The organism is Faecalimonas hominis, from assembly GCF_054660755.1.
In genome coordinates this window covers 1-21,435 of the sequence record NZ_BAAHSH010000017.1, presented here as the reverse complement: position 1 = coordinate 21,435, position 21,435 = coordinate 1, and the positions used below count along the sequence as shown (strand labels likewise).

Sequence of the window (21,435 nt, the reverse complement as noted above, 5' to 3'; positions counted from 1 at the left end):
CAATGAAACCGTTGCAACTGAAACTATCTGCATTTGGACCGTATGCTGATGAAACGGTTATTGATTTCACTCTTTTGGGAGAAAAGGGACTATATTTAATTACAGGTGATACGGGAGCGGGAAAAACAACGATATTCGATGCCATTACATTTGCATTATATGGTGAAGCCAGCGGAAATAACAGAGGGGCAGATATGCTGAGAAGTCAATATGCCAATCCGGGCACACCTACATTTGTGGAAATGCGCTTTCTATATCGGCAGGAAGAATATGAAATCAGACGAAATCCGGAATATATAAGACCTGCGAAAAAGGGCGGAGGCATGACAACGGAGAAAGCGGACGCCATGTTATCTTACCCTGACGGAAGAATTGTGACAAAGACGAAGGAAGTGACAAAAGCGATTATTGAGCTGATAGGGCTTGACAGAAATCAGTTTACCCAGATTGCCATGATTGCGCAGGGAGATTTTTTGAAACTTCTTTTTGCAAAAACGGAAGAGAGAAGTAAAATTTTCCGAGAGATTTTCGATACAAAGAAATATCAGATTTTACAGGACAGACTTAAGGCAGAAAAAAACAGTTTGGATAAAGAATATCAGGATATTTCAAAAAGTATACAGCAGTATATGGAAGGAATTCAGGGAGAAAAAGAAGAGCAGGTAACAGCAGAAGCCCGCTTAGGGAATTTGTCGGTTCTTCTTGAGGAAGAAAATAATGAGATTGCAAGGCTGACTGAAGAATTGGCGTATATGGAAAATGAACTGGAAAAATTGAACCGACAGATTGGAAAGGCAGAAACAGAAGAGAAAAATCGGAAAGAACTTCAGAAACTGGAAGAAAATCTGCAATTTCAGGAAGAAAGACTGGCGCAGGCAAAAGAAAAATTGTCTGAGGAAACAAAGAGAGAAGCGGAAAGAGAAAAATTACGTGCGGAGATTATTTTAAGCGAAGAGAAATTACCTCTATACGATGAGGCAGATCAGGTAAAAGCAGAGTACAATTCCATGCAAGTACGCTTACAATCTGTTAAAAATGAACTGGCACAGTCGAAGGAGAGAGAAGAAAAATATAATCAGAATGTTGTCCTGATGAAAGAACAATTGGAAAAACTTGCATCTGCAGATACCGAAAAGGTACGTTTAGAAAACGAGAGGGCAGTGCTGGAGGAGAACAAAAATAAGGTTCGTCTTTTGAAGAAAATGCTTGTGGAGTATAAAGGAATTTCAAAGGGGCTGACTGAGCTACAACAGCAGTATCAGACCGCTATGTTAAAAGGTCAGAAAAAGCAGCAGGAATATGAAAAACTGGAGAGAAATTTTCTGGATTCTCAGGCGGGACTGCTTGCACAAAAATTAAAAGAAGGGGAACCGTGTCTTGTCTGCGGAGCGATCCACCACTTAAATCCGGCAAAAATTACACGGAGAGTCTGTACGGAAGAGGAATTGAGAGAGGTGAAACGGCAGAGTACAATACTTATGGAAAAGGCGACGATGCTCAGCGTAGAGGCGGGAAAAGCGAAAGGGGAGTTGGATACTGCCCGAAGAAATATCGAGGAGAGAGCAGACGAAATTTTTGGAAAACGCGTGGAGTCCATTTACACGGAACTGGAAAACCGGATAGGAGAACTGGCAAAAGCAGATGAAGAGATGAGAAAAAAATGGTCTGTCTTAGAAAAAAAGGCAGAGGAAAAAATCCGGTATGAGCAACAACTGCCCCAAATAGAAAAGTTGCAGAAGGAAGAAGAACAGAAGGGGAAAGAATTGGAACATTTGCAGGTGAAATGTCACACAGAATGCGATACTTTACAGAAACAAATGATGAAATTAAAAGAAAGTCTTTTGTTTTCTTCCAAAGCAGAAATATTGGACGATATTGAGTTGAAAAAGAGAACACGAAAGAGCATGGAACAGGCGTATGAATCTGCAAGACAGGAGACAGAGAAGATAGCAGGGCAGATAAAAGAAGACTGTGCAAGAATAAGTACGTTGAAAGAACAGTTGGAAAAAGTAAATGAAAATTCTCTTGAGGAATTAATGAAAAAACAGAGAGAATTACAGAAAGAAAGGACAACTTTGCTTGCGGACAGAGAAAATTTAGTTTCCATGTATAAATCTAACGGACAGATAAAAGAAGCAGTTGAAAGACAGTACGGTGCCATGAAAACAATAGAGAAAAAACAGGTGCTTGTTAAGGCGTTATCTGATACAGCAAACGGAAACGTTGCAAGGAAAGATAAGGTTATGCTGGAAACATATATTCAGATTTCGTATTTTCATCGTATTATTGCCAGAGCGAATACACGCTTTATGGTCATGTCCGGAGGGCAGTACGAATTAAAACGAAGAGAGGAAACAAAAGATCAGAGAAGTCAGACCGGGTTGGAGTTAGATGTTATTGACCATTATAATGGTTCCGTAAGAAACGTAAAGACACTTTCCGGAGGGGAGGCTTTTCAGGCATCATTGTCTTTGGCACTGGGACTTTCGGACGAAATACAGTCTTTGGCAGGGGGAATACAACTGGATACGATGTTCATTGACGAGGGGTTCGGTTCTTTGGACGAGGAGGCGCTGGAGCAGGCGATGAAGGCGCTGTATCGCCTTGCAGACGGAAACAGGCTGGTTGGGATTATTTCTCACGTTTCCGAATTAAAAGAGAGAATAGACAAACAGATTATTGTAAAGAAAGAGAAATCACAGGGAAGCAGTGTGCGTGTGATTGGATAAGCGAGGGAAAATGAGATATACAGTACCACATTATTATTGCAAATTTCAATGTACGGCATCAGAATGTCAGGATACATGCTGTGCGGGCTGGAAAATAGTAATTGATGAGAAAACATTGAAAAAATATAGAGAGGTAAAAGGTCCTTTCGGGAATCGTCTTCAAAATTCGATTGACTGGGAAGAGGAAACTTTTTTACAGTATGACGGAAGATGCGCTTTCTTAAATGAAGAAAATCTGTGTGATATCTATACGGAGGCCGGAGAAAAGATGTTTTGTAAAACATGCCGTCTGTATCCGAGGCACATAGAAGAATTTCAAGGAGAAAGAGAGATTTCTCTATCGTTATCCTGCATGGAGGCCGGCAAGCTGATTTTGGGCTGCAAAGAGTCCGTGAAATTTGTTTCGCTGGAAAAAGATGTGCGGGAAAAGGAAGATGAAACATTTGATTTCCTGCTGTACGGGAAATTGTCAGACACGAGAGAAGTGATTTTTCGGATTTTGCAGAATAGAACCTTGCCGATAAAACTTCGTCTGTCCATGGTGTTGGCACTGGCGCATGACATGGAGATAAAAGTGGCAAAACAGCAGCTTTTTCAGGTGGACGATGTGCTGAGAAGGTATGAAGATGAGTCGGCACCGGAGCGGTTTGCAAAGAAACTGGGCAACAGTATTTCCGGAAGCCGTCAGAGAAAGAAACTTATGCAGGAAATGTTTAAGGGGTTTGAGCAGTTTGAGGTGTTGAACAAAACATGGCCGGCATATTTAAAAGAATTGAAGAAAACTATTTTTAACCAGAGTGAGGAAATGTATGAGGAAAACAGAAGACATTTCACAACAGAGGTTTTAGAAAAAGAAGTGTGGACAGAACAGTTGATGGTCTACTTTGTATTTACCTATTTTTGCGGCGCGGTTTATGACGGAGAGATTTATGCAAAAATGCAGATGGCAGTCGCAAGCACGCTTTTAATTGAAGAATTGGCGATGGCAGTCTGGCAGCAGAATCATTGTATTCTTACTTTTTCTGCATTTGTGGATATTGCTCACAGGTATTCGAGAGAAATGGAACATTCGGACATAAATCTGAATCGTATTGAGGAAACCGTAAAACAAAAAGAATGCTTTCAACTGAAAAATTTACTGAAAGTGATAAATGAAATACAATAGGAATCTTTTTTAGAATATGTTATAATATTTTACAATGTGGACGAAAAAGAGGAGAGGAGACAAATTACAAAATGGAGAAAACAGATAGAAAGTACGGAGTGTATATTCAAATATTAAAGGAGGAGTTAGTTCCGGCCATGGGGTGTACAGAACCGATTGCATTGGCTTACGGCGCTGCGAAGGCGAGAGAAGTGCTGGGCGCTCTTCCGGATAAAGTGAAAATTGAGGCGAGCGGAAGTATTATCAAAAACGTGAAGAGTGTAATCGTGCCAAATACAGATCATTTAAAAGGAATTCCAGCAGCGGCGACGGCGGGAATCATTGCGGGAAAGGCAGATAAGAAATTAGAGGTTATTGCGGAAGTTTCCAAAGAGGAAATCCAAAAGATGCGTGAGTTTATGGAAAATACGGAAATCACAGTAGAACATATTAATTCAGGCATTACATTTGACATTGTAATCACAGTGTATCATGGAGATTCTTACGCAAAAGTGCGTATCGCAAACTATCATACAAATATTGTACTTGTGGAAAAAGACGGAGAAGTATTGGAAAGTACGGTTGTAGAGGGAGAAAAGGAAGAAGGGCTGACAGACCGTTCTTTGTTAAACGTGAAAGACATTGTTGATTTTGCAGACAGCGTGGACGTAGAAGAAATTAAAGAAGTGCTTGACAGACAGATTAAATATAATACGGCAATTTCTGCGGAAGGGCTTCGCGGGGATTATGGTGCAAATATCGGAAGCGTTCTTTTAGAAACATACGGAGATGATATTCGTACAAGAGCAAAAGCGGCGGCGGCAGCGGGTTCTGATGCGAGAATGAACGGTTGCGAACTTCCCGTAATCATTAATTCGGGAAGCGGAAATCAGGGTATGACTGCCTCACTTCCCGTTATTGAGTATGCAAAAGAGTTGAAGGTGACAGACGAAAAATTATACCGTGCATTGGCGTTGTCTAACCTTGTCACAATTCATCAGAAAACAGGAATCGGGCGTCTGTCAGCCTACTGTGGAGCAATCAGCGCGGGAGCAGGAGCAGGGGCAGGTATCGCTTATCTGTTAGGTGGAACATATGAAGAGATTATACATACAGTTGTAAATGCACTCGCAATCGTTTCAGGTATTGTCTGTGATGGAGCGAAAGCCTCCTGTGCGGCAAAGATTGCTTCCGCCGTAGATGCCGGCATATTGGGATATAATATGTATAAGTGCGGACAGCAGTTCTATGAAGGAGACGGAATTGTGACAAAAGGTGTGGAAGCGACAATTAAAAATATCGGTCGTCTTGGTAAAGAAGGTATGAAAGAGACGAACGAAGAAATTATCCGCATCATGGTAGGTGAGTAAATAATGGAGAAGATTATATATCAGGATAGAAAAAAGACAAATTGTGAAAAATGGGACGGGATCTTTCAAAAATTCGGTAAAGAAGACCTTCTTCCTCTCTGGGTTGCGGATATGGATTTTCAAGCGCCGGAGTGTGTTGGAAAGGCTTTGCAGGAATATGCCAAAAAGGGCGTGTTTGGATACTATAAAGTGCCGGAGAGTTTTTTTGAGGCGTTTATAAATTGGGAAAAAGAAAGGCACGGTTACCATGTGGAAAAGGAATGGATTCGGTTTGCACCCGGGGTAGTGCCGGCATTATTTTGGCTTGTACAGTGTTTTACGGAGAAAGAAGACAGTGTAATGATTTCCACGCCGGCATATCCGCCATTCTTTCACTGTATTGAAGACAACGGAAGAAAAGTGACTGATGTTCCATTGAAATGCACAGACGGGCATTATGAGATGGACTATGATAAAATGGAGAAAATTATGCGGGAAGAACAGGTGAAAATGTATATTCTCTGTTCACCGCACAATCCGATAGGACGTGTCTGGAAAGAAGAGGAATTAAGGCGCCTGATTTCTCTTTGCGAGAAATATCATGTGCTTCTCGTTGCAGATGAAATTCATCAGGATATTATATTAAAAGGAAACAGACAGATTCCTGCGGGAAGTATCGGGCAATATACGGATAAGATAATTGCTTTAACGGCGGCAAGCAAAACTTTCAATCTGGCAGATTGCCAGAATGCGTTTATTTTACTTGCAGATGAAAAACTGAGGGAAGAGTTTGATGACTTTGCAGAGAAAATTCATGTGATGCAGGGAAGCGGATTCGGTTATATTGCAGTGCAAAATGCCTATGAGGGCGGTCTTGACTGGCTGAATGGAGTGTTAAAGATAATTGAAGAGAATTATGTGTATGCAAGACACTTTATTGAACGGGAACTTCCCGAGGCAGTTGTCTCTGAATTACAGGGAACATATTTGATGTGGATAGATTTGAAACCATATCTTCAGGATAAAGATGTAGTACAGACATTGCAGGAGAAATGTCATCTTGCCATTGATTATGGCGATTGGTTTGGAGGAGAGGACTGGAAGTATTATATTCGCGTAAATTTGGCAACTAAAACGGAAAACATTGCACAGGCAATGGAAAACTTGAAGCGAGGACTGGAATAATGGGTTTAATTGAATTGATCTGTATTGCCGTAGGACTGTCAATGGACGCTTTTGCGGTAGCAATCTGTAAAGGGTTATCTTTGAGAAAATGTACATGGCAAAAGCAGGGCATAGTAGGATTATATTTTGGCGTATTTCAGGCAGGTATGCCGCTTTTGGGATATTTACTCGGTATGCAATTTAAAGAAATGATTACATCAATTGATCACTGGATTGCTTTTGTTCTACTTGGTATTATCGGTGCAAATATGATAAAAGAAGGATTTTCAAAAGAAGAGATCAGTGATGAGAAAACGGACAGGCTTTCCGTAAAAGAAATGTTGGGACTTGCGGTTGCAACAAGCATCGACGCACTTGCGGTAGGCGTTACCTTTGCATTTTTACAGGTGGAAATCATTCCGGCAGTGTGCATTATCGGGATTACTACATTTATTTTATCCGCAGCGGGAGTAAAAATTGGGAATATTTTTGGAACTCGTTACAAATCAAAAGCGGAAATTGCAGGCGGCGTCATATTGATTTTTATGGGAGTAAAAATTTTAGTTGAACATTTAATGTAAAATCGTGATAGAGCAGCCAACTAACAGGGAATGGAGAGTTTTATCCAAAGATTTTGGAAAAAATGGAGATATTATAAGAGGTGAATAAAAATGAAATGGAATAAATTCAGATTAAAAACAACCACAGAGGCGGAAGATATCGTAAGCAGCATGCTTATGGATTTGGGAATAGAAGGAGTAGAAATTGAGGATAAAGTTCCGCTTACGCAGGCAGATAAAGAGCAGATGTTTGTAGACATTCTTCCGGAAATTGAGGCAGATGACGGAGTTGCTTATTTAAGTTTCTATCTTGATGACGGGGAAGACACAGATACTGTTTTGGCAAATGTCAAAAAGGAATTGGAAGAAATGAAATCCTTTTTAGATATAGGAGAATGTACGATTGAGGAATCGGAGACGGAGGACGTGGACTGGGTAAATAACTGGAAGAAGTATTTCCATCAGTTTTATGTGGACGACGTACTCATCATTCCGTCATGGGAAGAAGTAAAACCGGAAGATGAAGATAAAATGATTATTCACATTGATCCGGGAACTGCTTTTGGAACAGGAATGCACGAGACAACACAACTTTGCATCAGACAGATAAGAAAATATGTGACACCGCAGACAAGAATTTTAGATGTGGGCTGTGGAAGTGGAATTTTAGGAATGCTCGCATTAAAATTTGGTGCGGAATATTCCGTAGGAACAGATTTAGATCCATGTGCCATTGATGCCACTTATGAAAATATGGAAGTAAACGGTATCGAAAAATCACAGTATGAAGTGATGATTGGAAATATTATCGACGATAAAGAAGTACAGGATAAAGTCGGATACGAAAAATATGACATTGTTGTGGCAAATATTTTAGCAGACGTACTTGTGCCTCTGACGCCGATTATCGTACACCAGTTGAAAAAAGGCGGTATTTATATTACAAGCGGAATTATTGATATGAAAGAAGAAACTGTAGTAAATGCCGTAAAAGAAGCCGGATTAGAAGTGCTTGAAGTGACATACCAGGGAGAATGGGTATCTGTTACGGCGAGAAAAAATTAGGAGAAAGAGTATGCACCATTTTTTTGTGACACCGAATCAGGTGAGCGGAGAGGAAATTTATATAGAAGGTTCAGACGTAAACCACATCTGCAATGTATTACGCATGAAAAAGGGAGAAAAACTCCAAATCAGTGACGGAAATAACAAGAAATATATTTGCCGGATTGAGGATATGACAGCGGAAAAGGTTCTTTTACACATAGTGGAAGAAAAACTGGGAGATACAGAACTTCCTTCTAAAATTTACTTGTTTCAGGGACTTCCTAAAAGTGATAAAATGGAATGGATTGTGCAAAAAGCGGTAGAGTTGGGCGCGTATGAGATTATTCCTGTTTCCACAAAAAGAGCGGTAGTGAAATTAGACGCGAAAAAAGCGGCAAAAAAAGTGGAAAGGTGGAACAGTATTGCGGAGGGCGGTGCGAAGCAGTCAGGGCGCACAGTGATACCAAAAGTGCGGGAAGTGATGACTTACCGGGAGGCGCTTGCTTACGCAGAAACGCTGGACATCGTATTAGTTCCATATGAATTGGCGGAAGGAATGGACAAGACGAAAGAATTTATCGGACAGATAGAGAAGGGACAGTCTGTTGGCATTTTCATCGGCCCTGAAGGCGGATTTGAAAAAGAGGAAGTAGAGCAGGCAATGGAAATGGGAGCAGAGCCGATTACATTGGGAAAACGTATTTTGAGAACAGAAACAGCAGGGCTGACCGTTTTGTCGATTTTAATGTATCATCTGGAAAGTTAAATACATAATTTAATAGTAATATAAGGAAAATAGGAGAAGAAACATGGAAGTATATTTGGACAATTCTGCCACAACCAAATGTTATGACAGTGTAAAAGATATTGTACAAAAAGTGATGTGCGAAGATTACGGAAACCCATCGTCCATGCACAAAAAGGGTGTGGAAGCGGAGCGATATATAAAAGAAGCAAAAGAGATTTTGGCAAAACTGTTAAAAGTGCAGGAAAAAGAGATTTTTTTTACTTCCGGTGGAACAGAAAGTGACAATCTGGCGCTTATCGGAGCGGCAAGGGCAAATCACCGTGCAGGGAAACATTTGATTACATCATCAATTGAGCACCCGGCAATTTTAAATACAATGCAATATTTAGAGCAGGAAGAAGGGTTTAGAGTAACGTATCTGCCTGTTGACAGCGAGGGAAAAATACGGTTAGATGCGTTGAGGGAAGCGTTGTGTGAAGAAACAATCCTTGTATCTGTCATGTATGTGAACAATGAAGTCGGTTCTGTGCAGCCAATAGAAGAGGCGGCAAAACTGGTAAAAGATTATAATAAGAACATTTTATTTCATGTGGACGCAGTGCAGGGATTTGGTAAATACAAAATATATCCAAAGAAACTGGGAGTGGATTTGCTTTCCGTAAGCGGACATAAAATTCACGGACCAAAAGGAATCGGAGCAATCTATATAAATGAAAAGGCGAAGGTGAGACCGATTATCTTTGGAGGAGAACAGCAGAAAAATATCCGTTCCGGCACGGAAAATGTTCCGGGAATTGCAGGACTTGGCGTGGCGGCAAGAGAAATCTATACGGACTTAGATAAAAAAGTTGCTCACATGAGAGAATTAAAGCAGCGCTTTATTGACGGTATTATGAAAATTGAAGACACGACCATTCATGGAAAATATGATGATACAAGCGCTCCTCACATCATCAGCGTGGGAATTGCAGGTATTCGCAGTGAAGTGCTTTTACACACTCTCGAAGAAAAAGGTATTTATGTTTCCTCCGGTTCGGCATGTGCATCGAACCACCCCGCGATCAGCGGCGTTCTAAAGGGAATCGGAGCAAAAAATGAATTTCTAGATGCGACCATTCGCTTTAGTCTTTCTGAATTTACAACGGAAGAGGAAATTGACTATACGCTGGAAACATTATATAATTGTATACCAATGCTGAGAAGATATACGAGACACTAGTCGTTTTGAAGAAAAGTAGAGAAAGGTAAGAATATACATGAAGTTTCAATCATTTTTAATAAAATACGGTGAAATCGGTATTAAAGGAAAAAACAGATACATTTTTGAAGACGCGCTTATGCGTCAGATACGCTTTGCGTTGAAAGACGTGGACGGCATATTTAATGTACACAAATCGCAGGGCAGAGTGTATGTTGACTGTGAGGGGGATTTTGATTATGATGAGGCGGTTGCCGGATTAAAGAGAGTTTTCGGTATCGTTGGAATCTGCCCGGTTATTCATGTGGAAGATAAAGGGTTTGAAGAACTGAAAAAGGTAGTTGTGAATTATATGGACGAAATGTATCCGGATAAGAACACAACATTTAAAGTAGAGGCAAGACGTGGAAAGAAAAGTTACCCGAAAAATTCAATGGAAATTAACTGCGAAATCGGTGAAGCGATTTTAGAAGCGTTTCCGGAGATAAAGGTAGACGTGCATAAACCTGCCATTAAATTAAATATTGAAGTCAGAGAAGAAATTTATATTTATTCTGAAATTATTCCGGGACTGGGAGGAATGCCGGTAGGAACAAACGGAAAAGCAATGCTTTTATTATCGGGTGGAATCGACAGTCCGGTTGCCGGATATATGATTTCAAAGAGAGGTGTCGGATTGGAGGCGACTTATTTCCACGCACCGCCGTATACAAGTGAACGTGCGAAACAGAAAGTAATTGACTTGGCAAAACTTGTCTCAAAATATTCGGGACCGATTAAATTAAATATTGTTAATTTTACGGATATTCAGTTATATATTTATGACAAATGCCCGCATGATGAACTGACAATTATTATGCGCAGATATATGATGAAAATTGCAGAGCATTTTGCAAAAGAAAGCGGCTGTCTCGGGCTTATTACAGGGGAGAGTATCGGACAAGTTGCCAGTCAGACAATGCAGAGTCTTATGGCGACAAATGATGTATGTACACTGCCTGTATACCGTCCGGTAATTGGATTTGATAAACAGGAGATTGTGGACATTGCGGAAAAAATCGATACTTACGAAACTTCCATTTTACCGTTTGAAGACTGCTGTACAATTTTTGTTGCAAAACACCCTGTGACAAAACCGAATTTGAACATTATCAGACGTTCAGAAGAAAATCTTACAGAGAAAATTGATGAATTGTTTGAGCAGGCAATTCAGACTGTAGAAACAATTGTTGTAAAACCATAAAATTGCAGATGAAAAAAGCCCCACAAAATTTGTGGGGCGTTTAAACTCATAAATTCAATTATACAATGTATGGTTTTAATACTTCGAGAACAGTTTCAGCATCATCTTCAGCATGAATGTTTAAGTCGATTGGTTTTGATAAGTCTAAACTAAAAATACCCATGATAGATTTTGCGTCAATTACGTAACGACCGGATACTAAATCAAAATCATAATCAAATTTTGTGATTTCATTTACGAATGATTTAACTTTGTCAATTGAATTTAAAGAAATTTGTACTGTTTTCATTGGAATAACCTCCTTGAATGTTTTTTACTCTAAGAATATATTAAGTTGTCAGGAAAAAAATGTCAAGGAACAATATGCCAAAGAAAAGGTTAAATTTTCGTTATTTTATACATAAATTTAAGGAGGAAAAAATGAAAAAAGTTGCACTACATAATTTGGGCTGTAAAGTAAATGCCTATGAAACGGAAGCAATGCAGGAATTATTAGAAAAAGAGGGATATGAGATTGTTCCGTTTAAAGAGGGAGCGGATATTTATATTATCAATACATGTACGGTGACAAATATGGCTGACAGAAAATCACGTCAGATGCTTCACCGTGCAAAAAAAATGAATCCAAATGCCATTGTTGTTGCAGCAGGGTGCTATGTGCAGGCGAAAAGTGAATCGAAGGAGACTGATGAAAGTATAGACATTATTATCGGTAATAATAAAAAGCAGGATTTAATTTCTATTTTGAAAGAGTATCAGGAAAAACATGATGGTATACAGAAAGAGATTATAGATATTAATCATACGAAGGAGTATGAGGAACTGCATCTGAGTAAAACGGCGGAGCATACAAGGGCATATTTAAAAGTGCAGGACGGTTGCAACCAATTTTGTACATACTGCATTATTCCTTATGCCAGAGGAAGGGTGCGCAGCAGAGAAAAAGAAAATGTTGTTGCGGAAGTAAAACAACTGGTGGCAAATGGTTATCAGGAAGTCGTTCTCACAGGAATCCATTTAAGTTCTTATGGAGTGGATTTACAGGGAGAGGATTTATTGTCGCTTATTTTGGCGGTAAATGAAATTGAAGGATTAAAAAGAATACGTTTGGGTTCTCTGGAACCCCGTATCATCACGGAGGAATTTGCAAAGACTATCTCAGGTTTAGAAAAAATCTGTCCGCATTTTCACCTGTCCTTACAGAGTGGCTGCAATGGGACTTTAAAGCGAATGAACAGAAGATACACTGCGGAAGAATATTTTGAGAAATGTGAACTGCTCAGAAAGTATTTTGACAATCCGGCGCTGACGACTGATGTGATTGTAGGATTTCCGGGGGAGACGGAAGAGGAATTTGAAGAATCAAGAGCATTTGTGGAGAAAGTGAATTTCTATGAGACACATATTTTCAAATATTCCAGACGAGAGGGAACAAAGGCTGCCGTAATGGAAAATCAGGTTCCGGAGCAGATAAAGACAAAGAGAAGCAATATACTTCTGGAGTTAGATGAAAGAAAACGAAAAGAATACGAAGAAAAATTTATCGGTAAAACAGTGGAAGTTCTGATGGAAGAAGAGGTCGAAAAAGAGGGAAAATGCTATCAGACAGGGCATACGAAAGAATATATTAAAGTGGCTTTAAAGGGCGATGAGAACATGCAAAATCAGTTGGTAAAGATTAAAATTGATAATCATTCACAAATTATACGTTGAATTTTATAGGCAATTATATTAGAATAAAGTTGAAATAAAGTAAAGGACGTGGTGAAATGAAAGATTTAAACAGTACACAATTTTTCCAGGTAGAACCTGCTCCACAAATTCAGGCAAAAGATATTCTTGAAATTGTGTATCAGGCATTGCGGGAAAAAGGATACAATCCGGTCAATCAGATTGTCGGATATATTATGTCAGGTGATCCTACATACATTACAAGTCACAATGGGGCCAGGAGCCTGATTATGAAGATGGAGAGAGATGAGTTAGTGGAAGAGATGCTTAAGACGTATATTGAGCATCACTCATGGGAATAATACAATGAGAATTATGGGATTAGATTACGGTTCTAAGACAGTGGGAGTCGCAATTAGCGATGCCCTTTGTCTGACTGCACAGGGAATTGAGACGATTCAGAGAAAAGAAGAAAATAAGTTGAGAAAAACATTAGCCCGTATTGAAGCGTTAATAGAAGAATATGAGGTGGATAAAATCGTTCTTGGTTTCCCTAAGCATATGAACAATGATATTGGTGACCGTGCGGAAAAGTCTTTGGCGTTTAAAGATATGCTGGAGAGAAGAACAGGGCTTGAAGTCATTATGTGGGACGAGCGTCTGACTACAGTGGAGGCAGAACGTACATTGATAGAGAGCAATGTAAGGAGAGAAGAACGTAAAAAATATGTCGATAAAATAGCGGCAATTTTTATTCTTCAAGGATATTTGGACTCGGTTTATTTAAAAAAATAGGTGTTCATGAGGTGAAAAGAGATGGAAAAAATTCAATTTATGTTTGATGACGGAACAGAGTCGGCAGATTTTTTTGTTCTTGAAGAAACAAAAGTAAATGGCGTATCTTATATTCTTGTTACGGATTCGGAAGAAGATGATGCGGAATGTATGATTTTGAAAGATACAAGTAAGCCGGAAGAAAGCGAGAGTGTTTATCAGGTAGTGGAAGATGACACGGAACTTGAGGCGGTATTAAAAATATTTGAAGAATTATTGGAAGATATTGATATAGAAATGTAACGTACAATTTTTAAGAGGTGGAATATGTCTGTAAATCAGGAAAAATTCAAAGCAATGTTAAAGGAAAAAGGGCTGAAAGTGACAAATCAGCGATTGGTTGTTCTGAAAGTTTTGGCGGAGCATAAAGATAGACATATGACAGCAGAAGAAATATATGATTTAGTTAGAAATGAGTTTCGGGATATAGGGATTGCAACTGTCTATCGGACGGTTCAGTTGCTTTTGGAAATGAAGTTAATAGACCGTATTGAATTGAATGACGGCTGTGTGAGATATGAAATAGGACATCAGTTTTTGGGTGATACGAAACATTATCACCATCATTTGATTTGCAAAGAATGTGGAAAGATTATTCCCTTTGATGATGATTTGTTAGAAGATTTGGAAAAACATATAGAGAAAACATTGGGATTTTGTGTTTTGGACCATGAATTAAAACTTTACGGAAAATGTAAGGATTGTATAGAGAAAGAAAAGAATGTGCGGAAACATATAGAATGATGGAGGTGTAAATTTGAAAAAAGAGAATAACTCAAAATTGAAAATTATTGCTCTTGGCGGATTAGAGCAAATAGGAATGAATATTACCGCTTTTGAATATGAAGACAGTATTATCGTAGTGGACTGTGGACTTGCATTCCCGGAAGATGATATGCTTGGAATTGATTTAGTTATTCCTGATATAACATATTTAAAAGATAATATTCAGAAAGTAAAGGGATTTGTGATTACACATGGTCATGAAGACCATATCGGTGCGTTGTCATATGTATTGAAGGACTTAAATTTCCCTATTTATGCTACAAAACTTACGATGGGGATTATTGAAAACAAATTAAAAGAGCATAATTTACTTCGCAGCACAAGAAGAAAAGTGGTACGTCACGGACAATCCATTAATTTAGGACAGTTCAGAATTGAATTTATTAAGACAAACCATAGTATTGCGGACGCTTCAGCATTGGCAATCTATTCTCCGGCAGGTATCGTTGTGCATACGGGTGACTTTAAAGTAGACTACACGCCTGTTTTCGGTGATGCGATTGATTTACAGCGTTTTGCTGAATTGGGCAAAAAAGGTGTTTTGGCGCTAATGTCCGACAGTACAAATGCGGAGAGACCGGGATTTACAATGTCAGAACGAACGGTAGGAAAGACGTTTGATCATATTTTTGCAGAACACAGAAATACAAGAATTATCATCGCTACATTTGCTTCTAACGTAGACCGTGTACAGCAGATTATTAACTCTGCGTACAAATACGACAGAAAAGTTGTCGTTGAAGGGCGAAGCATGGTAAATATTATTGAGACGGCATCAGAATTGGGATACTTAAATATTCCTGATAAAACATTGATCACCATTGATCAGTTGAAGAATTATCCTGATGAAAAAACCGTACTGATTACAACAGGAAGCCAGGGAGAATCGATGGCTGCTCTGTCGCGAATGGCTGCCGATATTCATAAGAAAGTCAGCATTAAACCGGGAGATACCGTTATCTTTAGTTCAAGCCCGATTCCGGGGAATGAAAAAGCGGTTTCCCGCGTGATTAATGAACTTTCACAGAAAGGTGCTACCGTTATTTTCCAGGATACACATGTTTCAGGTCATGCCTGTCAGGAAGAAATTAAGTTGATTTATTCCCTTGTAAAACCTAAATACGCTATTCCTGTACACGGTGAATATCGTCATTTGCGTGCAAATGCGGGAATTGCAGAAAGTCTTGGAATTCCAAAAGAAAATATTTTCTTATTGCAGTCAGGCGATGTACTTGCGTTAGATGGGAAAGGCGCGGAAGTTGTAGATAAGGTGCATACAGGCGCAATTTTAGTTGACGGTTTAGGTGTGGGTGATGTTGGAAACATCGTATTGCGTGACCGACAGCATTTGGCGGAAGACGGTATATTGATTGTTGTTCTTACTTTAGAGAAAGGAACAAATCAAGTATTGGCAGGACCGGATATCGTCTCCAGAGGTTTTGTTTATGTGAGAGAATCTGAAGGGCTGATGGAAGAGGCGAGACAGATTTTATCAGAGGCATTGGAAAATTGTCTGATGCAGAACAAAAATGCAGATTGGAGCAGAATTAAACTCGTTATCCGGGATACAATGAATGAATTTATTTGGAAACGGACAAAGAGAAGACCGATGATTCTTCCAATTATTATGGACGTATAAAAACAAGGACGGGGAATGAAAATTCTGCCGTCCTTACTTGAGGAAAGGAAACTGTTATGATTGTAGATGAACGTATGGTTACATTTATCAATTCTCTTGAAACAGAAAACAGTGAAATATTAGAGACAATAGAAAAAGAAGCGCTGGAAACTTTTGTTCCGATTATTCGCAAGGAAATGCAAAGTTTTATGAAAGTGCTTCTGGCGATTCAAAAACCGCTTAATATTCTTGAGGTGGGAACGGCAGTTGGCTTTTCCGCACTTTTAATGAGTGAATATGCGCCGGAAGAGTGCAGGATTACAACGATTGAGAAGTATGAAAAACGTATTCCGATTGCGAAAGAGAACTTTCGGCGGGCGGGAAAAGAAGACAAGATTACTCTTTTAGAGGGTGATGCACTGGAAATTTTAAAAGGTCTGGAAGAAAAATATGACTTTATTTTCATGGACGCGGCAAAGGCACAGTATATTAACTATATGCCGGAAGTGATTCGTCTGTTGGAAAAAGGCGGAGTACTTGTCTCCGACAATGTATTGCAGGACGGAGATATTATTGAATCAAGATTTGCCGTGGAGAGAAGAAACAGGACAATTCACAGCAGAATGAGAGAGTATTTATATAGATTGAAACATGAGGAACAGTTGCTGACTTCCATTATCCCTCTCGGAGACGGAGTGGCAATCAGTACAAAGAAGTAAGAAAGGAACAGACAAATGGCAAGACACCCAGAATTATTAATTCCGGCAAGCAGTTTAGAAGTATTAAAAATAGCAGTTATATTTGGTGCAGATGCAGTATATATCGGAGGAGAGGCGTTCGGACTTCGTGCGAAAGCGAAAAATTTTTCCAAAAAAGATATGGAAGAGGGCATAAAATTTGCACATGAACACGGTGTGAAAGTGTATGTAACCGCTAATATCCTTGCACATAACGGTGACTTGGAAGGGACAAGAGAATATTTCAGAGAGTTGGGAGAAATGAATCCGGACGCCCTAATCATCGCTGATCCGGGTATGTTTATGCTTGCAGGGGAAGAATGCCCGCATATTGAAAGACATATCAGTACACAGGCGAATAATACAAACTATGAAACATACAGATTTTGGCACAAATTGGGAGCGACAAGGGTAGTATCTGCAAGAGAATTATCTTTAGAAGAAATTAAAGAAATACGCGCTAATATTCCTGATGAGTTGGAAATAGAAACATTCGTACACGGTGCGATGTGCATTTCTTATTCAGGAAGATGCCTGCTCAGCAATTATTTTACGGGACGAGATGCGAATCAGGGAGCATGTACACACCCATGCCGTTGGAAATACTCCATTGTGGAAGAGACAAGACCGGGAGAATACATGCCGGTTTATGAAAATGAGAGAGGAACATATATTTTCAACTCAAAAGATTTATGTATGATTGAGCATATTCCGGAACTTTTAGAAGCGGGAATTGACAGTCTGAAAATCGAGGGACGTATGAAGACAGCTCTATATGTCGCCACAGTTGCAAGAACATATCGAAAAGCGATTGATGATTATCAGAAGGATCCGGAATTATATAAGAAAAACATGCCATGGTATTTGGAACAGATTTCAAACTGCACATACAGACAGTTTACCACGGGATTTTTCTTTGGAAAACCGGACGAAACAACACAAATTTATGATAGCAATACGTATGTAAAAGAGTACACATATCTTGGAATTATAGGAGAAGAACGGGAAGGCACATACCGCATTGAACAGAGAAATAAGTTTTCCGTAGGAGAGAAAATCGAAGTGATGAAACCAAACGGGGACAATGTGGAAGTGACGGTAAAACGTATTTTGACGGAGGACGGAGAGGAACAGGAGAGCGCTCCTCACCCAAAACAGGTGCTTTATGTAGACTTGGGAATTCCGGTGGATCAATATGATATCCTGAGAAGACAGGAAGAAAAGTAAAAAGAAACTACGGACTTTTAGGAAAAGAAAGTCCGTAGTTTTTCTATTGCACTTTTTTCGATGCGGGAAACATAGGAGCGGGAAATGCCAAGTTGGCGGGCGATTTCTCTTTGCGTATATTCCTCTCCTTCATAAAGACCGTATCGCATTTTCAAAACGAGCCGCTCTCTCGGAGAAAGTTCAGAGGATACTTTTTCGTAGAGCATTTTGATATCATCTTTTAAGGCAACTTTAGAAGGGGCATCTTCCTCATCGGATTCAATGACATCAAAAAGTTGGATTTCATTTCCTTCTCTGTCCGTTCCGATAGGCTCATAAAGAGAAACTTCTTTAGATGTTTTTTTCTTACCGCGCAACATCATGAGAATTTCATTTGCAACCCGCTCGTTGTGGCTTCGTTTTTTCATTATTTTGACCAACTAGATATAAGTGTACGTGAGTACCGTCCCATACAACTTTAGCGACCAGTATTCTTAGCGTTGTCCGTTTCTCTTCAATCGACATCATATCAAAAGAATCTGAAAAAGAAGATAATTTCTCAATCAATACGTCAAAGTTGGCAAGCAGTATATTTTGATTTTGTAAAAGTTCATTTAATGTATGAATCTGCTTTTCAATCTTCATTTTTTCCTTGTGCAAGTTATTTATCTGTTTATTGATATGAGAAAAAGCAGGAGTATTGTCTGCCTCAGACAGAGCAATTACAAGATTTTCTATTTTTCTGTTAATATCGTGGAGTACTTTCTGTAAGTGGTCTATTTCGGTAGTATTAGATGCTTCTTTTGACAGTAATTGCTTTTTCGCATATTTTAACTGTTCGTGGAACTTATCGACATCTTCTCCTTGTGCAATTTCTTTTATTTGGTCACATACCATTTTGTCAAGTAGATTTCCGTCTGGGCGGTTCATGTTACAAAGTTGTCCATGTGATTTTTCTTTTGTTTCACAAAGATAAGAAAAGCGTTTGTTACCGTTTTCGTCCAGACTTCTATTCGCTTTTGGTCGCATATAACTTCCACAGTCGGCACAAATTAAAATGCCGGATAATAAGGCAGTATTATCTTTTGGTTTACGATAACTTTTAGATTTGTTTTGTTCTAAAAGTTCTTGTACCTGTAACCATTCTTTTCCTGTCAATAACGGTTTATGTTTTCCTATTGCAACAATCCATTCGGAATAATTGTGTTGTTTATGCGGAATTTCGCTTGCCTGATTGGATTTGTTATATACCATCAATCCATGAGTTCCGTTAAACTCTGATGATTCATTGAAAATCAGTGTTCCTATCTCATTAAAATAACAAAGAGTATCTTCGTCAGCAGCAGCATAGACAGGATTTTTTAAAATGTCACGTATTCCGGTTCGAGAAAAATTTTTCCCATTTCTTGTTTTATAGTGATAATTAAGCAAATATGTTTCCACTTTCGTAAGAGAACGAAAGTCTAAAAATTTATCAAAAATCAAACGGGTGAGAGAAAAGTTATCGGAATCTGTTTTCAGTCGGTAAGCAGTACGGATTTTTCCCTCAATGTCAACGGAAGTCTTGGCTGTGCTTATATAGCCAAGCGGAGTTGTTCCTCCAAGCCACCGTCCTGTTTTAGCAAGAGCCAGCATATTATCTCTGATACGCTCTGCTATCGTATCTCTTTCTAACTGAGCAAATGCGGAGGAAATGGAAAGCATGGCTCTTCCAAGAGGAGTTGTAGTGTCAAAGTTTTCTGTTACAGAGATAAAATTGATGTCCAATCGTTCTAATTCCTGATAGAGAAGAGCAAAATCAATCGTGTTACGGCTGATACGGTCTAAGCGATAGCAGACAATCATACTGATTTCATGGTTTCGACAGGCTCCCAGCATTTGTTGAAATTGTGGTCGCTTTGTGTTCTTGCCAGAGAAACCCTCATCTTCATAAACGACAATCTGATTCATATCGGTTATTTGGTATTTATAAGCAATGTGTTTTTTACATTCTTCAATCTGGTTTCCAATACTTTCGCCTTTACCTGTGAATTTTGACTTACGAGAGTAGATAGCAATTTTTCCGTTTATCTGTGTTTTCATATCGAACCTTCTTTCATTCCTTTTTCAAAGTTAAGTATAAATGTGATTTTGTAGGATTGCAAAAAGAATTTGATTGTAGTTGTGTCATGCATTCAAATCAACAATTTTGTTATGTAAATTTATTTGTAAATGACAAAACCGTATAAGATTTACTTGATAATATATGAAAAAACGGATATAATTATATCAAGAAAATGATATGAAAGGGTGAAGAAAATGATTATCAAGGCTTCAGCAACATTACGAAACGATTATTCTACTATTTCCAATCTTGCAAGGTCAACGAGTGAACCGATTTATATAACAAAAAATGGCGAGGGTGACGGAGTATTTATGAATATTGATGCCTTTGAGAAAAGGGAGCAGGCATTGGAACTTCGTGCCAAAATCATGCAGGCAGAAGAAGAACGGTTAAACGGAGCAAAGACAAGAAGTATCTCCGAAGCAAGAAAGGAACTGAGAGAACGTGCAGGAACAATATAAAGTTGAGATTCTTCCTACTGCGTGGGAAGATTTGAAAAGTATTGAGGACTATTATTTACTTCAATTCGGTGTGGAATCTGCGATGAAAGTAACAGATCAGATATTAAATAGTATTGAACGTTTGGAGTTATACTCAGATTCTGGTTCACTTACACCTGATAAATGGTTGAACCGAAAGGGGTATCGCATGGTCATATCTGAAAGATATGTTTCTATCTATCGGCTGATAGAAAAAACAGTTTATGTATATCATATTGCTGATACACAGACAGAGTACACCAAACTATTTTTGTAAATGAAATTGAATAAGAATTTTAAGCAGAAGAACTGCCCGTCATTGAAAGATTGATGATAGGCAGTTCTTTCATTATTTGCGATTTTAAGAACGCGGGTAAGGTTTCTTTTCATCTGTTAATTCGGCTAGATAGTCCATACTGGTATCTAAAGCAAGTGCTATTTTTCTGCATTGCTCAAATGTATAGTATCGTTTTCCGTTTTCAATCTTAGAATAATCACTTTGGTCTATCCCAGTTAGGTGTTGCATTTTAATCTGTGTGTAGCCACGTTCTTTTCGTATGGTGTTAGAATATAAATAGTACAAGTCAAAATGAGAATTCCTTATAAGAAAAATTATGGTACAATGTAGGTACCGCACTGAAGGAGGATCTCATTATGGCAAAGCACTATGACAAACAATTTAAGCTGGATGCAGTCCAGTATTATCATGATCACAAGACCTTAGGACTGCAGGGCTGTGCTACAAATTTAGGAATCAGTCAGCAGACTTTATCACGCTGGCAGAAAGAACTGCGTGAAACAGGTGATATTGAAAGCCG

General features: G+C 38.9%; 23 protein-coding genes and 1 pseudogene. 20 read left to right on the top strand and 4 right to left on the bottom strand.

Annotated features, from left to right (window positions below):
- Nucleotides 1–2 precede the first annotated feature (2 nt).
- From ACYQ35_RS02405 to thiI, 9 genes are all read left to right on the top strand, one after another.
- Nucleotides 3–2,729: an AAA family ATPase gene (locus ACYQ35_RS02405; protein WP_459829859.1), complete on the top strand. Its 2,727-nt coding sequence runs from the start codon at nt 3–5 to the stop codon at nt 2,727–2,729.
- A gap of 10 nt (nt 2,730–2,739) precedes the next feature.
- A complete protein-coding gene (gene fliB / locus ACYQ35_RS02400; protein WP_009757243.1) occupies nt 2,740–3,894 on the top strand; it encodes a flagellin lysine-N-methylase in 1,155 nt (384 codons plus the stop codon).
- A 71-nt stretch (nt 3,895–3,965) separates the two neighbouring features.
- Nucleotides 3,966–5,243: an L-cysteine desulfidase family protein gene (locus ACYQ35_RS02395; RefSeq protein WP_009757242.1), complete on the top strand. Its 1,278-nt coding sequence runs from the start codon at nt 3,966–3,968 to the stop codon at nt 5,241–5,243.
- Between the two features lie 3 nt (nt 5,244–5,246).
- Entirely contained in the window at nt 5,247–6,407 is a 1,161-nt protein-coding gene (locus tag ACYQ35_RS02390; RefSeq protein WP_459829853.1) for a MalY/PatB family protein, read from the top strand.
- Nucleotides 6,407–6,967 (top strand): manganese efflux pump MntP, encoded by a 561-nt coding sequence (locus ACYQ35_RS02385; protein WP_009757240.1) that lies wholly within the window; start codon nt 6,407–6,409, stop codon nt 6,965–6,967. Before ACYQ35_RS02390 ends, ACYQ35_RS02385 begins: the two co-directional genes overlap by 1 nt.
- Before the next feature lie 90 nt (nt 6,968–7,057).
- The gene (gene prmA, locus ACYQ35_RS02380) at nt 7,058–8,011 is read left to right on the top strand and encodes a 50S ribosomal protein L11 methyltransferase (RefSeq protein WP_459829847.1); all 954 of its coding nucleotides are present in this window, start codon (nt 7,058–7,060) and stop codon (nt 8,009–8,011) included.
- 10 nt (nt 8,012–8,021) lie between these two features.
- Nucleotides 8,022–8,759 carry a 16S rRNA (uracil(1498)-N(3))-methyltransferase gene (locus ACYQ35_RS02375; RefSeq protein WP_459829844.1) on the top strand — a complete coding sequence of 246 codons (738 nt, stop codon included), beginning with the start codon at nt 8,022–8,024 and terminating at the stop codon, nt 8,757–8,759.
- A 43-nt stretch (nt 8,760–8,802) separates the two neighbouring features.
- The gene (locus tag ACYQ35_RS02370; protein ID WP_009757237.1) at nt 8,803–9,960 is read left to right on the top strand and encodes a cysteine desulfurase family protein; all 1,158 of its coding nucleotides are present in this window, start codon (nt 8,803–8,805) and stop codon (nt 9,958–9,960) included.
- Between the two features lie 37 nt (nt 9,961–9,997).
- The gene (thiI, locus tag ACYQ35_RS02365) at nt 9,998–11,182 is read left to right on the top strand and encodes a tRNA uracil 4-sulfurtransferase ThiI (RefSeq protein WP_459829840.1); all 1,185 of its coding nucleotides are present in this window, start codon (nt 9,998–10,000) and stop codon (nt 11,180–11,182) included.
- A gap of 58 nt (nt 11,183–11,240) precedes the next feature.
- Here the strand turns inward: thiI and ACYQ35_RS02360 are convergent, their stop codons facing one another.
- Nucleotides 11,241–11,471, bottom strand: coding sequence for an HPr family phosphocarrier protein (locus ACYQ35_RS02360; protein WP_009757235.1), 231 nt, complete (start codon nt 11,469–11,471; stop codon nt 11,241–11,243).
- Between the two features lie 131 nt (nt 11,472–11,602).
- Between ACYQ35_RS02360 and mtaB the strand changes: the two genes are divergently transcribed.
- From mtaB to ACYQ35_RS02320, 8 genes are read left to right on the top strand one after another with little or no spacing between them, the layout of a single operon-like run.
- Nucleotides 11,603–12,895: a tRNA (N(6)-L-threonylcarbamoyladenosine(37)-C(2))-methylthiotransferase MtaB gene (gene mtaB, locus ACYQ35_RS02355; protein WP_459829832.1), complete on the top strand. Its 1,293-nt coding sequence runs from the start codon at nt 11,603–11,605 to the stop codon at nt 12,893–12,895.
- Nucleotides 12,896–12,951: 56 nt separating this feature from the next.
- The gene (locus tag ACYQ35_RS02350) at nt 12,952–13,215 is read left to right on the top strand and encodes an IreB family regulatory phosphoprotein (protein ID WP_009757233.1); all 264 of its coding nucleotides are present in this window, start codon (nt 12,952–12,954) and stop codon (nt 13,213–13,215) included.
- Between the two features lie 4 nt (nt 13,216–13,219).
- Nucleotides 13,220–13,648, top strand: a complete 429-nt coding sequence (ruvX, locus tag ACYQ35_RS02345; protein WP_459829828.1) for a Holliday junction resolvase RuvX — start codon at nt 13,220–13,222, stop codon at nt 13,646–13,648.
- 21 nt (nt 13,649–13,669) lie between these two features.
- Nucleotides 13,670–13,930 carry a DUF1292 domain-containing protein gene (locus ACYQ35_RS02340; protein ID WP_009757231.1) on the top strand — a complete coding sequence of 87 codons (261 nt, stop codon included), beginning with the start codon at nt 13,670–13,672 and terminating at the stop codon, nt 13,928–13,930.
- A 24-nt stretch (nt 13,931–13,954) separates the two neighbouring features.
- Nucleotides 13,955–14,431: a Fur family transcriptional regulator gene (locus ACYQ35_RS02335; RefSeq protein ID WP_459829823.1), complete on the top strand. Its 477-nt coding sequence runs from the start codon at nt 13,955–13,957 to the stop codon at nt 14,429–14,431.
- 13 nt (nt 14,432–14,444) lie between these two features.
- Nucleotides 14,445–16,112 carry a ribonuclease J gene (locus tag ACYQ35_RS02330; protein ID WP_009757229.1) on the top strand — a complete coding sequence of 556 codons (1,668 nt, stop codon included), beginning with the start codon at nt 14,445–14,447 and terminating at the stop codon, nt 16,110–16,112.
- Between the two features lie 56 nt (nt 16,113–16,168).
- Nucleotides 16,169–16,810, top strand: coding sequence for an O-methyltransferase (locus ACYQ35_RS02325; protein ID WP_009757228.1), 642 nt, complete (start codon nt 16,169–16,171; stop codon nt 16,808–16,810).
- A gap of 15 nt (nt 16,811–16,825) precedes the next feature.
- Entirely contained in the window at nt 16,826–18,055 is a 1,230-nt protein-coding gene (locus ACYQ35_RS02320) for a peptidase U32 family protein (protein ID WP_459829818.1), read from the top strand.
- A gap of 17 nt (nt 18,056–18,072) precedes the next feature.
- Here the strand turns inward: ACYQ35_RS02320 and ACYQ35_RS02315 are convergent.
- Both ACYQ35_RS02315 and ACYQ35_RS02310 read right to left on the bottom strand, forming a co-directional pair.
- A pseudogene (locus ACYQ35_RS02315) lies at nt 18,073–18,435 on the bottom strand (sigma-70 family RNA polymerase sigma factor); the annotation flags it as partial.
- Nucleotides 18,425–20,116 (bottom strand): recombinase family protein, encoded by a 1,692-nt coding sequence (locus ACYQ35_RS02310; RefSeq protein WP_459829815.1) that lies wholly within the window; start codon nt 20,114–20,116, stop codon nt 18,425–18,427. The gene ACYQ35_RS02310 and the pseudogene ACYQ35_RS02315, both read right to left, overlap by 11 nt.
- Nucleotides 20,117–20,332: 216 nt before the next feature.
- Between ACYQ35_RS02310 and ACYQ35_RS02305 the strand changes: the two genes are divergently transcribed.
- Both ACYQ35_RS02305 and ACYQ35_RS02300 read left to right on the top strand, forming a co-directional pair.
- Nucleotides 20,333–20,599: a type II toxin-antitoxin system Phd/YefM family antitoxin gene (locus tag ACYQ35_RS02305; RefSeq protein ID WP_101871172.1), complete on the top strand. Its 267-nt coding sequence runs from the start codon at nt 20,333–20,335 to the stop codon at nt 20,597–20,599.
- Nucleotides 20,583–20,894, top strand: a complete 312-nt coding sequence (locus ACYQ35_RS02300; RefSeq protein WP_459829811.1) for a type II toxin-antitoxin system RelE/ParE family toxin — start codon at nt 20,583–20,585, stop codon at nt 20,892–20,894. Before ACYQ35_RS02305 ends, ACYQ35_RS02300 begins: the two co-directional genes overlap by 17 nt.
- A gap of 84 nt (nt 20,895–20,978) precedes the next feature.
- Here ACYQ35_RS02300 and ACYQ35_RS02295 read toward each other — a convergent pair whose 3' ends face one another.
- Nucleotides 20,979–21,254 (bottom strand): helix-turn-helix domain-containing protein, encoded by a 276-nt coding sequence (locus ACYQ35_RS02295; RefSeq protein ID WP_459829808.1) that lies wholly within the window; start codon nt 21,252–21,254, stop codon nt 20,979–20,981.
- Nucleotides 21,255–21,271: 17 nt separating this feature from the next.
- Between ACYQ35_RS02295 and ACYQ35_RS02290 the strand changes: the two genes are divergently transcribed.
- Nucleotides 21,272–21,435, top strand: a 164-nt coding sequence (locus tag ACYQ35_RS02290) for a transposase (protein WP_459829704.1), incomplete at its 3' end; no start/stop codon positions are given.